The 12,224-nt window shown below is 73.3% G+C and carries 11 protein-coding genes; 2 read left to right on the plus strand and 9 right to left on the minus strand.

What is annotated here, in order from left to right; all coding sequences use genetic code 11:
- Positions 1–234: 234 nt before the first annotated feature.
- Together E1265_RS24415 and E1265_RS24420 are read right to left on the minus strand one after the other, a co-directional pair.
- A complete protein-coding gene (locus tag E1265_RS24415) occupies positions 235–543 on the minus strand; it encodes a hypothetical protein (RefSeq protein WP_132933155.1) in 309 nt (102 codons plus the stop codon).
- Positions 544–628: 85 nt separating this feature from the next.
- A complete protein-coding gene (locus E1265_RS24420; RefSeq protein ID WP_132933156.1) occupies positions 629–2,989 on the minus strand; it encodes an immune inhibitor A domain-containing protein in 2,361 nt (786 codons plus the stop codon).
- A gap of 306 nt (positions 2,990–3,295) precedes the next feature.
- Here E1265_RS24420 and E1265_RS24425 point away from each other — a divergent pair, with 306 nt between their 5' ends.
- Positions 3,296–3,556 carry a hypothetical protein gene (locus tag E1265_RS24425; RefSeq protein WP_132933157.1) on the plus strand — a complete coding sequence of 87 codons (261 nt, stop codon included), beginning with the start codon at positions 3,296–3,298 and terminating at the stop codon, positions 3,554–3,556.
- A 54-nt stretch (positions 3,557–3,610) separates the two neighbouring features.
- On the opposite strand, the gene E1265_RS24430 is transcribed toward E1265_RS24425, so the two are convergent.
- The 3 genes from E1265_RS24430 to E1265_RS24440 all read right to left on the minus strand — a co-directional run bounded on the left by E1265_RS24430 (position 3,611) and on the right by E1265_RS24440 (position 7,152).
- Positions 3,611–4,207: an RDD family protein gene (locus E1265_RS24430; RefSeq protein ID WP_165953860.1), complete on the minus strand. Its 597-nt coding sequence runs from the start codon at positions 4,205–4,207 to the stop codon at positions 3,611–3,613.
- Between the two features lie 78 nt (positions 4,208–4,285).
- The gene (locus E1265_RS40385) at positions 4,286–5,920 is read right to left on the minus strand and encodes an RDD family protein (RefSeq protein ID WP_165953861.1); all 1,635 of its coding nucleotides are present in this window, start codon (positions 5,918–5,920) and stop codon (positions 4,286–4,288) included.
- A 101-nt stretch (positions 5,921–6,021) separates the two neighbouring features.
- Positions 6,022–7,152 carry a DUF4037 domain-containing protein gene (locus tag E1265_RS24440; RefSeq protein ID WP_132933159.1) on the minus strand — a complete coding sequence of 377 codons (1,131 nt, stop codon included), beginning with the start codon at positions 7,150–7,152 and terminating at the stop codon, positions 6,022–6,024.
- Between the two features lie 279 nt (positions 7,153–7,431).
- Here E1265_RS24440 and E1265_RS24445 point away from each other — a divergent pair, with 279 nt between their 5' ends.
- The gene (locus tag E1265_RS24445; protein ID WP_132933160.1) at positions 7,432–7,875 is read left to right on the plus strand and encodes an SsgA family sporulation/cell division regulator; all 444 of its coding nucleotides are present in this window, start codon (positions 7,432–7,434) and stop codon (positions 7,873–7,875) included.
- An 18-nt stretch (positions 7,876–7,893) separates the two neighbouring features.
- On the opposite strand, the gene E1265_RS24450 is transcribed toward E1265_RS24445, so the two are convergent.
- The 4 genes from E1265_RS24450 to E1265_RS24465 form a co-directional block, all read right to left on the minus strand.
- Positions 7,894–8,364 (minus strand): Lrp/AsnC family transcriptional regulator, encoded by a 471-nt coding sequence (locus tag E1265_RS24450; RefSeq protein WP_132933161.1) that lies wholly within the window; start codon positions 8,362–8,364, stop codon positions 7,894–7,896.
- A 223-nt stretch (positions 8,365–8,587) separates the two neighbouring features.
- Positions 8,588–9,421, minus strand: coding sequence for a S16 family serine protease (locus E1265_RS24455; protein WP_132933162.1), 834 nt, complete (start codon positions 9,419–9,421; stop codon positions 8,588–8,590).
- 10 nt (positions 9,422–9,431) lie between these two features.
- The gene (locus tag E1265_RS24460; RefSeq protein WP_132933163.1) at positions 9,432–10,076 is read right to left on the minus strand and encodes a helix-turn-helix domain-containing protein; all 645 of its coding nucleotides are present in this window, start codon (positions 10,074–10,076) and stop codon (positions 9,432–9,434) included.
- A 254-nt stretch (positions 10,077–10,330) separates the two neighbouring features.
- Positions 10,331–12,133, minus strand: coding sequence for a DEAD/DEAH box helicase (locus tag E1265_RS24465; protein ID WP_132933164.1), 1,803 nt, complete (start codon positions 12,131–12,133; stop codon positions 10,331–10,333).
- Positions 12,134–12,224 lie beyond the last annotated feature (91 nt).

Genomic DNA, 12,224 nt, shown 5'->3' on the forward strand with positions numbered 1-12,224 from the left:
CCCTATCCGGCCCTCGCCGTGCGGCCGGCTCGGCCGCACGGCGAGGGCCGGGTGCCCAGCCCGCCCCGGCATCCGTCTCCTCGCGGTCGCAGCGGCACGGAGCGCCCGTCGGCGCACGTGCCGGGCGGGCAGCGACGCGAAGGGCGCTATGGCCCCGCCGGCCGCGAAGCGGCGGGCGCGCGGTCCGCGGCGCCGGCCGGACCGGGCGCGCCGCCAGCCCGCCGCAGGCGCAAGTCAGGCCGGGCGCCGGAGGAGGTGGCGGATGGGGCGCCAGGAGTCGGCGGCCTCGGAGGGGCGGTGGCGCCAGACGATGCCGTCGGGGTGGTGCAGGACGGCGGAGATCTCGTCGGGGGTCGGCGGGGCCGCGTTGCCGCGCAGGTAGACGGCCCGCAGGCCCAGGTTCCGCACCCGCGTCAGCGCCCGCGGCCGGTTGACCGCGTGCACCAGCACGCGCACGCTGCGTCCCGGCGCGACGGGGTGCGGCAGGCCGAGCGCGACGACGACGCTGCCGTCCGGCAGCTGGACGAAACCTCCATCTGACATGTCACACATCCTTACGCGCTCGGCCGCCGCCCGTCGAGGGGCGGCGGCCGAGACCGTGGTCACCCACGGAGGTGTGATCGCCCGATCACCGTCCGCTCGGGGACACCCGCACCGTGATCGGCTTCGAGGTGTTCAGCGGTTGCGAGAGGATCGAGATCCTGGTGTTGGTGTCCGGCACCCGCACGCTGTTGAACGGGTTGTCCGTGTCGTAGTACGTGCCGTTCCGGTCGTCGAAGACCGGGGCGCCGGGCTCCGCCAGCAGGGTGGTGGGCTCGCTGTTGCGGTGCAGGGTCAGCCGGCTGGTCGGGTACCAGCTGAAGGTGGCGTCCCGCGACTGGATCCGGTTCCGCATCAGGGAGTCGTCCGACCAGCGGTCCGCCTCGGCGTGCGCGTCGACCGGCAGGATCAGGCCCGTGCCCGGGTGCTGGCTCACGTCGTTGTCGAGCTCCGAGGTGTCCCACAGCCAGACCAGCACGCCGTTCTGGTAGGGGAAGTGCTCGACCCAGTCGGGCCGCTGGTCGAGGAAGCCGAAGTTGTACGGGCCGGTCCGCAGGGTGCGGTCGTAGCCGACGTACTGCCGGTTCTCCACCAGGTAGTACTGGGGGTACTCGCCGGTGATGGCCTCGCCCACGACGCTGAAGCCGTCGGCCGCCCAGTCGCCCTCGCCGCTCTCCGCGTCGTCGGCGAAGACCGTCTCGCCGTCCGCCGTGACGGAGATCTCGTCGGCCGTGAAGCCGGTCATCGTCCGCGAGCCGTCCGTCTGGTAGCGGAAGCGGACCTCGACGGACTGGCCGACGTAGTCGTCCAGCGGGTAGGAGACCGGGACGTCACCCATCGACTCGCCCGAGATGGCGGTGCGGCCGGCGCCGTCGCTCGGCAGCGCCTCGCCGTTCGCCGTGCCGTCGAGCGCGGTCCACGTCGAGCCGCCGTCGGTCGACACCTCGGCGTAAAGGTAGTCGAAGCCCTCCTCGATGGACCACCAGCCGGTGAGGTCGAGGGAGGCGGACGAGCTCGCGCCGGTCAGGTCGACGGTGCGGGTCAGGGTGTTGTTGAGGTCGTCGCCCGAGCCGCTCCACCACTGGTTCTCGCCCTGGGCCGGCGGGTGTATCGGGGTGGTGACGGTCTTCTCCGGCAGCTCGACGATCAGCGCCTGGCTGCCACGGTCCCGGCCGTCCTCGGGGTAGGTGACCCCGGACGGGCCGAGCTGGTGGGTGGACCGGGTGGCGGCCTGGGCCACCTCGTAGTCGAGCCAGCCGAGTTGCAGCTTCTCCCACGGGCCCATGTCGTTGGGGAGCGCGCCGATGGAGCCGTCGCCGAGACCGAGCCAGGAGCCCGAGGACATCAGCGTCCAGAACCCGGTGCCGTTCTCGCCGCCCTGGGTGTCGTAGAGGTCGGGCAGGCCGAGGTCGTGGGCGTACTCGTGGGCGAAGACGCCGACGCCGCCGTTCTCCGGCTGGATGGTGTAGTCGCCGACCCAGATGCCGGTGTCGCCGATCTCGGTGCCGCCGAGCGGGTTGAACTCGGGTCCCGTCGCGCCGATCCGGTCGGCGAAGGCGTACCAGCGGTGGGCCCAGATGGCGTCCTCGCCCTGCGCGCCGCCGCCGGCCGACTCGTCCTCGCCGGCGTGCACGATCTGGAAGTGGTCCAGGTAGCCGTCCGGCTCGTGGAAGTCGCCGTCGCCGTCGTAGTCGTAGCGGTCGTACTGGTCGTACTCGGCGAGCGTGGCCTGGAGTTCCTCGGCGGTGGCGCCCTGGGCGAGCTGTTCCTCGTACCAGGTCGTGACGCCGTCCGCGACGACCTCCCAGACCGAGCGGCAGACGTTGGAGCCGCAGGCGTTGTTGCCGTACCTGGCCTCGTTGTAGTCGACCCTGACCCAGTCGCTGACGTAACCCTCGATCGAATAGCGCCCCGAGGACTGGTGCTCGAAGTACTGCTTCACGGACGGGACGTCCGGGTCCTCCGAGTAGTACAGGTCCTCGTAGTACCCCCGATCGAAGTCCTCCTGCCAGATCGTGGTGTTGTCCACCTCGCGATCGGGCTCCGGGATCTGGTTGACGAGCGGGCCCGGGTCGCCGCCGAACTCCTGGTGGATCTCGTCCCCGAACTCGACGAGGACCGTGAAGATGCGGTCGGTGCCGGTCGTCGCCGTGTCGACGAACTCGCCGTCGGCCAGCTCGACGACCTCGGAGCCGCTCCTGGTGCGCGCCGTGGCCTCGCCGGAGAGCAGTTGCTGGTAGGCCTCCTGACGCTGCGACTCGCGCTTGTCCCCCAGCGGGTTAGGGAGCTCGGGCTCCGTGGCGTAGGGCTCCTCGACCTCCGGCGCCGCCTCCGGATCGGCGGGTGGTTGCGCCTGGGCGGCCCCGGCGGGTAGCAACACCGCCGCGCCGATGGCGGCGAGGGTCGTCGCGACCGCCACGGTCGTCGATCTGGTGGATCTCTTCCCCATGTTCACGTGGTGACTGTCCTCCCTGCGCGAGCAGTGACACGACGGGTGAATTTGACATGAGTCATTCAGAAAAAGACAGCCCTTGATTCAACCCCCCACTGCCACTACGGTCGTTCATCCGTCTGTCAAGGCGTCACACCATGAATCCGTGCGCCCCCCGTGCATCGGTCATGGAACCCGGCGCGCGCTTACCGACGGCGCCACGCGGGCATCGAGGGCCGTAGAACCGTTCGAAAAGGAACGCCCGCCCGGGGCGCCACCTTTCGGCACGGCCCGCCGACAACCAGCACCGAGGACGGACACGCGATGCCGCACCCGACCCCCGCGCAGATCATCTACGGCTCGGTCACCGTCGTCACCACCACCTTCGCGTTACTCCTCATCGCGCCGGCCCTCTCGGGCCCGGGTCTCGCGCTGGTGGCCGGTGTCGCCCTGCTGCTCGGCGTCCTGGTCGCACTGGTCCTGCGGGCCCGCCACACCGGCCGGGTCCCCGCCGCGCGGCCCCTGAAGACTGCCCAGCCGCAGCCGGTCGACACCCCGCGCCGGCGCCCTGGGGTAACGGTCTGAGCGACGCGCGCCCCCGCGCGCACGCCGGGCGGCAGGCCCGCGGCGGGGAGCGGGCTATCCGGCGGTCGAGACCACCACGGTCTTGGCCGCCTTGTCGTGCACGCACTGTCGATACGGCCGGTCCCAGGTGCAGTTGAGGACGTTGACCAGCCAGAAGACGAATCCGATGCAGGGCAGTAGCTGCGGCAGCGAGTAGACGCCGGCCCGGTACCAGGCCGGGTTGCCGCGCGGCACCGAGCCGTCGTTCAGCATCGCCACCCTGATGCGCATGGCCATCTTGCCCAGGGTCTGGCCCCGGGCGCTGAGCATCAGGCCCTCGTAGAGGAAGTAGACGACCAGCACGACGGCCTCCGAGCCGTACGCGCCGCCCCCGCCGTCACCGTCCCAGCCGTAGTCCCCCACCAGCGGCCACATCAGCAGCGTCACCGGGACGCCGATGATGATCGCGTCAATGATGCGGGCGACCAGGCGCCTGCCGCGGTTGGCCAGCGGCGGCATGCCGGCCAGCGGGTCGACCGCACCGGTCGGGCCGCCGTAGGGGTTGGCGCCGTAGGGCTCGCCGGGCGGCGGCGCCTTGGGCAGCCCCTCGTCCTCCCCGGCCTCCCGGCCGGCGCCGTCCTCGGGATCTGGCCGTGACTGGTGGGTGCTCATGCCCCTAAGTCCACCCCGGCGCCCGGCGCCCCGCATCCGGGCGCCGGGCGGATGGATGACACGCCCCGGCGGAGGGACCTAGCCGTTCGGCTTGGTGACCGCCACGAAGGTGTGGGCCGCCTTGTCGTGCCAGGTCTGGCGCCAGGGCCGGTCACGCGCGCCCATCACGAGGCTGACGATCCCCACCACCAGCAGCGCCAGCACGTTGTAGAGCAGCCAGCGCAGCAGCGCCGCGCCGAAGGCCGGCTTCTCCTGCCGCTCGACGTCGACCACCCGGGCGCCGACCATGCCCTTGCCGAGGGTGGTGCCCCAGATCGCGGTGGGCAGCGCCTCGAAGAGCAGCCCGACGACCAGGAAGACGCCGAGGACGAGGGCGAGGTAGCCGCCCGTGGTGCCGTCGATCAGCCAGATCTGCTTGGTGACGCCGGCGCGCTCGGCAGCGTCGATCTGCTCCTGGATGTGGTCGCGGGCGTTGCTGATCAGCGGCAGGGCCACGGCGACGGCGGCGCCGACCGGCAGCAGCGAGTCGACGATCCTGGCCAGCAGCCGGCGGCCGAGGCCGGCCGGGTACTTCTGCCCGGGGTCGACGAACTGCCGCACCATGGTGAGTGGGTCGCCCTGGTGGGACTGGAGGTAGGGCGACTGCCCCGGCGGCGTCGAGCCGGCCTGCGGGTAGCCGTAGCCGCCCGAGGAGCTGGACTGCTGCGGGTAGCCGTAGCCCCCGGCGGCGCTGGACTGCTGCGGGTAGCCGTAACCGCCGGCGGCGCTGGACTGCTGCGGGTAGCCGTAACCGCCGGCCGCGGCGCCCGGGACGGGCACCCCCTGGCCAGGGCTCGGCCGCGTCGGCGGCACCGCGACGCCCTGCGCCGGGCTGGCGGGCGGCGGGGGCACGGGCCCGGCCTGCGGCGGCACGGGCTGGGCCGGCTGGGCCGGTGGCGCGCCCTGGGCCGGCCCCGGCTGAGGCGGGACGCCGAGCCCCGCCGGGCCGCCGGCGGCCGGCACGCCCTGCGGCGGGCTGGCCTGCGGCGCGGGGGGCGCCGCCTGTCCTGGCACCGGGACGCCCTGCTGCGGGCTGGGCGGCGGCGGGGCCCCGAGCCCTGGCGGGCCCGACTGCGAGGGCACCGAGGGCGCCTGGGCGGCCTGCACCGGCGGGCCGGCGGGGGCCGCGTCGCCCTGCCCGCCGCCTTGGGCCAGCTCGTGCACCTGGCGCTCCCAGGAGCCGCCACCGGCTTCTGGGCGCGGCGCCGACGGCTCGGGCGCCCGGGCCTGCGGGGGTTCCGGGGCCTGGGCCGGCGGCGGCTCGGGCGCGAGGGCGCCCTCGGCCGGGGTGCGGCGGAACTGCCCCCGCGGATCGACGTGCCCGGCCGCGGCGGCCGGCGAGGGGCTGACGTCCTCGTCGGACCCCCAGGCGACCCGCTGGCCGCCCGAGTGCGACGCCTGCGGCCCGGAGTCCGCCGGCGTCGGGTCCTCGTCGAAGAAGAAGGGCTGTGTCTCGTCCTTGGGGGGCGCCTGCGCCGGCGTGGGCGCCGGTGGCGCCACCCCGGCGCCGGCCGGTGGCGTGGGCGCGGGCTCGCCCTCCCGGGGCTCGGGCCGGCTGCTGCCCGGCACCCAGGCGGTGCCGTTCCAGTACCGGATGTAGCCGGGAATGGACGGGTCCGGATACCAGTTGGGCCCCGGGCCGCCGCTGGCGCCTCCTGCGGGTGGGGAGCTCATGCGGTCCGAATCTCCTCGTCCGTGCTCTCTGGTCGCGACTGCGAGTAAGCATCGTACGTCGCGAGCGGCCAGCGTCATTCCAAGTCTGTCCGAGAAGGACCCTAACGAACACCATCCGGTTCCCGCCCGCCCCGTCGCTCGAGAGCCGCCCGCACGGCGGCACGCGCCGGCACCGGGTCGCCGAGGAAGTCCGTGTTGTCCACCCATTGGTCGACGGCGCCCACGAGCCGGAGCCCGCGCAGCGCCGGCTCGGTGACCGTGCCGGCCAGCTCCCGCGCGAACCGGCCCGCGTCGAGCACCAGGAACGGCCGGCTGTGGAAGGGCCTTCGGGTCGGGTCGAGCGGTGCCGTCAGGCCGGACTCGTTGTGCAGGGCGGCGACCCGCTCGGCCGCGTCGCACAGGTGTCGCTCGCGCAGCGCGGCGCCCGTGGCGGCGAGCGCGCCGCGCAGCGCGGGCAACAGCTCGCCGGCGACCGGCAGTCGGGCGAAGGCGCTGCCCAGCCACTTGGAGTACGGCGGATAGCGCCGTGCGTAGAGCAGGCAGAGACGCATCAGGTCCCGCACCAGCCGCCCGGCGACCACGGCCGCGCCCAGGTCGTCCCCGACCTCGGCGCAGCGGCCGGGGAACGCCTCCTCCTGGGCGACCCGTTGCCACTGGCAGGCGAGCAGCCAGCGCCACACCTCGTCCGGGTACCAGTCGAGCCCGGCCCGCGCGGCCGTCAACTCGCCCACCCCGTCGTGGAACACGGCGCCCGCGGTGGCCTCGGCCAGCCGCTGGGCGGGCATGGCGAGCCAGTCCGCGGTGGTGGGCTCGGCGGTGAGGCCGAGGTCGGCGAGCCAGGAACCGACGTCCCGCACGGCGACCCGGTGCGCCACCGGCCCGTCGGTGTGGGCCATGAGACCGGCCACGTCGTGGGGGTCGGGCGACGGCCGGAAGTTGGTGGGCCAGCCGCGCACCTCCTTGGGCAGGCGGTGGGCGAGCAGCCGTTCGATGTCGGCGCCGTGTTCGGTCACGTCCTCGGCGGTGAGGAAGAGTTCGAGCCGCGGCCCCCACTCGTGGTCGGCTGACCTGGCGGTGTCGAAGCCCAGCACCTCGGAGCCCGGGCCGACGCGGGCGGCGGCGTGCGGCAGTCCCGGATAGTGCTCGGCGAGCAGCGGCCGTACGGCCTCCTCGTAGAGGACGCGGGAGAGTTGGAGTCCCGGCAGGAAGGCGGGGGGCGTCGGTGATGTCACCGGATCACTGTGCGAGTGGGCCGGCTGGAGGGTCCAGCCAATATCGGCCAGCCAGGGGGAAGTTGCGGGGCCCGACCGGTGCGGCGCGCCGATCCGGGCAGCGTACTCGGGGACTCCAGGGGTACCCGGGTCCGCACTGCGCCGACAGGGCGTCGCCGGTCCGGCCAGCCCGCCGACCAGCAGCTGAAGGAGTCTCGACCAATCTCGTGGAGTGGCGTAATGAAACGCCGGTCTCTCCCTCTCTATCTCCGCAGGACCGCACAGAGAAGGGCGCATCCCATGCACACCATCATCGAGCGGGAGTTGGACCTCCAGTTGGTGCTCTCGCCTGAGCGCAGCGTTCCGGTGCCGGCTCGGCTCGTGTACCGGTCGGACGACCCGTACGCCGTGCACATCACCTTCCACCTGGGCTCCGACGTCCCGGTGCACTGGACCTTCGCCAGGGATCTGCTGGTGGAGGGGGTGTTCCGTCCCTCGGGGGAGGGCGATGTGCGGGTGTGGCCCGCCAAGCTGGGCGGGCGGAACGTGATCTGCCTGTCGCTGAGTTCGCCGGACGGCGAGGCGCTGCTGCACGTGCCGGCGGTGCCGCTGTCCGCCTGGCTCGAGCGGACCCTGCGGGTGGTGCCGCCGGGCACCGAGGGCGACGCCGGCGATGTGGAGGACGAACTACGCGGCCTGCTGATCCCCGGCGCCGCGGAGGAGCCGGGCGAGTCGACGCCCTGAGCGGGGCGCGGCGGCCGGTCAGGAGCCACCGGCGGCGTGCCGCACCAGCGGGATGACCCGCAGCGGAACCGGATTCTCCATCACGATCGCGGTGGACGCCCTGACGATGCCGGGGAAGCCGACCACCCGGTCGATCACCCGCTGCAGATCCGCGTTGGAGCGGGCCACCAGGCGGCAGAGCATGTCGCCCTGGCCGGTGATGGTGTGCAGCTCGAGCACCTCGGGGACGCCGCCGAGGTGGCGGCGCACCTCGTCGCCACGGCCCTGGGTGATCTCGAGGGTGGCGAAGGCGGTGACCGGGAAGCCGATGGCCGCCGGGTCGACGTCCGGGCCGAAGCCCCGGATGACCCCGGTCGCCTGCAGCTTCTCCAGCCTGGCCTGTGCGGTGCCGCGCGCCACGCCGAGCCGTCTCGAGGCCTCGAGCACGCCGATCCGCGGCTGGCTGGCGAGCAGTTCGATCAGCCGCGCGTCGAGCTCGTCGATCGCCATGCCCCGCCTCCCCTTCTCGCGGCCCGACTGTACCGAGGCGCCGTGTGACTTCACCAAGCCGGCGCGGAATCGCCCCGGCTTCCGCCACAAGGTGTCAGTGGGGTGCGAATGTCCTCGATCCGCGGCGCGGGAGCGTGAAAGCGCCAAGCCGGGGAATCAGTACCTACACCACCCCCCACAAGCCGCCCCCGCGACCTGCACTCGCGGGGGCGGCCGGGCCGGTTCAGCAGGTCGGCACGGGCTCGCCGGCCGCCAGCGCGCGCAGGTCCTCGACCGCGCCGCTCAGGGTGGTCACCGGGAGCAGCCGCAACCCCTCGGGCAGGTCGGCCTGGGCGTCCGTGCACTCGTCGCGCGGCACCAGGAAGACGCTGGCGCCGTCGCGGGCGGCCGCCCTGGTCTTCAGCGGCACGCCCCCGACCGGTCCCACGGTGCCGTCCGCCTCGATGGTGCCGGTGCCGGCGATCACCTGACCGCCGGTGAGGTCGCCGCCCCGGCCGTCGCCCTGCAGCAGGTCCACGATGCCGAGCGAGAAGAGCAGGCCGGCGCTCGGGCCGCCGACCCGGGGCAGGTTGAGCTCCACGGAGACCTCGGAACCGTCCACCCCCAGGTAGTCGAGGGCCGCGGCCACCGCCGCGTCCTGGGACTCGCGCATCTGCTCGGCGTTGTGCTCGCGGATCTCGTTCGTCGAGTCGCCGACCGGGTAGACCGAGGCGCGGGGCATCACGGCGCGGTCGTCGGCGAAGTAGCCGCTGATCACGTCGCCGAGGCGCACCGTGGCGTCGGGCCCGGTGGCCACGATGGTGGTCAGCAGCAGCTCACCCTCGGTCTCGCGCACCGGCGCGCCGGAGACGGTGATGACGGGCTCCCCGTCGGTCTCGCCGAGGACGTCTGCGGTGGACCCCGGGTAGGTCACGGAGAACGGCAGCGGCGCGATCGCCGCCACCGCGAACAGCGCCACCACGAGCGCGCCGCAGAGGGCGAGCAACAGCGGACGGCGGCGGCCACGCGACTGCTGGGCGGCGGCCGGTGCCTCGGGCGCGTTCTTGGCTGCGGGCATGGCAGCGAATCTAACGCAGGACCGCCGCCACCTCCTCGGCGGCCCTGACCACCCGCGGCCCCACCTCGGGCGGCACCGCCTCGCTCAGCATCACCACGCCGACGCTGCCCTCGATGCCGCAGTCCCTGGGCAGCGGGGCGGCGGCGCCCGAGCCGCCGGCCTCCAGCTCGCCGCGGGTGAGCACGTAGCCGTCCTCGTCGGTGATGTCCTTGCAGCGGCCGGTCAGGATGGCGCGGCCGGCGGCGCCCCGGTCGAGGGGGTGCCGGAAGCCGGTGCGGTAGGCCACGTGGTAGTCCGTCCAACTCGGCTCCACCACGGCCACGGTGAGGGCGTCGGTGCCGTCGACCACGGTGAGGTGGGCGGTGGCGCCCACGTCCTCGGCGAGGGAGCGCAGCGCGGGCAGGGCGGCCTCCCGCACCAGGGGGTGCACCTGGCGGCCGAGGCCGAGCACCCCGACGCCGACCCGCGCCCGGCCGCCCGCGTCCCTGCGGACGAGGGAGTGCTGTTCGAGGGTGGCGAGCAGTCGGTAGACGACCGTGCGGTTGACGCCGAGCTGTCGCGACAGCTCGGTGACGGTCAGTCCGTGGTCGGACTCGGCGAGCAGCTTGAGGACTCGCAGTCCTCTGTCGAGCGTCTGGGAAGTCTCCGCGGTCACGGCGCCCCCTTCCGGGTCAGCGGTGCGCGTGCCGTCGTCCGTTCGGCAGCGTGCACGGGATGCCATCACAGGACACATGGCAGGTGAGACGGATCACTGGCCGCTGCGCACCGGGGCGACTCTGCAACCGAGTGTGCGCGTGCCCGGAAACTTATCGATCAGCACCGGTTACCGGAAGAGGACGTCCAAAATCCGAGCAATCGGTGACGATTTTGGACCGTTGTGGGATAAAACGCCGGAAGCGTGCCCCGGGGTCACCGCATGCGCGTGGCCCACTCCCTGATCTTCTGCACCCGCTGACGCAGTTGGCCCGCCGTGGCCTCGGCGCTCGGCGGGCCGCCGCACACCCGGCGCAGCTCGGTGTGGATCACCCCGTGCGGCTTGCCCGACTGGTGCGCGTAGGCGCCGACCAGGGAGTTGAGCTCGCGGCGCAGCTCCATCATCTCCTTGTGGCTGAGCACCGGCCGGTTCTCCGCCGGAATCTCCAGCAGGTCGGCCTCCTCGTCCGGCTTGCGGCGACTGTGGGCGAGCTGCCTGGCCTGTCGCTTCTGCAACAGCAGCCGCACCTGGTCGGGTTCGAGCAGCCCCGGGATGCCCAGGTAGTCCTGCTCCTCCTCGCTGCCGGGGTGGGCCTGCATGCCGAACTCGTGCCCGTCGTACATCACCCGGTCGAAGACGGCGTCGGACTCCAGCGCCTCGAAGGGAAGTTGGTCCTGCTCGCCGTCCGGTTCGCTCTGTTCGCGCTCGGCCTCCTTGAGCAGGTCGGCCTCCTCGGCGTACGGGTCCTCCTCCCCCTCCTTCTTCGGCTTGTCCAGCGCGTGGTCGCGCTCCAGTTCGAGCTCGTGCGCGAACTGGAGCAGCGTCGGGATGGTCGGCAGGAAGACGGACGCGGTCTCGCCGCGCCGCCTGGAGCGCACGAAACGGCCCACGGCCTGGGCGAAGAACAGCGGGGTGGCGATGGTGGTGGCGTAGACCCCGACCGCGAGACGGGGCACGTCCACCCCCTCGGACACCATCCGCACCGCGACCATCCAGCGATCCTCGCTCCCCCGGAAGTCCTCGATGCGCTGCGAGGCGCCGCTGTCGTCGGAGAGCACGAGGGTGGCCGAGGTGCCGGTGATCTCGCGGATCAGCTTGGCGTAGGCGCGGGCCGACTCCTGGTCGGTGGCGATCACTAGGCCGCCGGCGTCGTGGATGGACCTGCGGACCTCGGTCAGCCGCCGGTCGGCGGCGGCGAGCACCGCCGGCATCCACTCGCCCTTGGGGTCGAGCGCGGTGCGCCACGCCTGGGACGTGGCGTCCTTGGTCATCGGCTCGCCCAGCTTGGCGGCGACCTCGTCCCCGGCCTTGGTGCGCCAGCGCATGCTGCCGCTGTAGGAGAGGAAGATGACCGGCCGCACCACGCCGTCGGCCAGCGCGTTGCCGTAGCCGTAGGTGTAGTCGGCGACGGAGCGGCGGATCCCGTCCGCGCCCTCCGCGTACGAGACGAAGGGGATCGGGTTGGTGTCAGAGCGGAACGGGGTGCCGGTGAGCGCCAACCGCCTGGTGGCCGGCTCGAACGCCTCCAGGCACGCCTCGCCCCAGGAGCGGGAGTCGCCGGCGTGGTGAATCTCGTCCAGGATCACCAGGGTCTTGCGCTGCTCACTGCGGTTGCGGTGGAGCATGGGCCGCACGCCGATGCCGGCGTAGGTGATGGCCACCCCGTGGTAGTCGCGGCCCAGCGGGCCCGCGCTGTACTCCGGGTCGAGCCTGATCCCTATCCGGGCCGCGGCCTCGGCCCACTGGGTCTTCAGGTGTTCGGTGGGGGCGACGACCGTCACCTGCTGGACGACGTGGTGGTGCAGCAGCCAGGAGGCCAGGGTCAGCGCGAACGTCGTCTTGCCGGCGCCGGGGGTGGCGACGGCCAGGAAGTCCCGCGGCTGGCGCCGCAGATACTCCTCCATCGCCCCCTGCTGCCAGGCACGCAGCTTGCCGGCCGTGCCCCAGGGAGCGCGGCCGGGGAACGCGGGCGAGAGATGGTGCGAGGAATGGGGTGCGGACGAGGCGGTGGTAGTCACGATCTCCGGAAACGGTGGCTCGACGGCGACAACCGCGCCAGCCTACCCAAGCCGATGCCCCGCACGCCGAGGCGCGCCCCCGGTCCGCCCC

Origin of the sequence: Streptomyces sp. 8K308 (assembly GCF_004348315.1) — a bacterium.
Classification (GTDB): domain Bacteria; phylum Actinomycetota; class Actinomycetes; order Streptomycetales; family Streptomycetaceae; genus Streptomyces.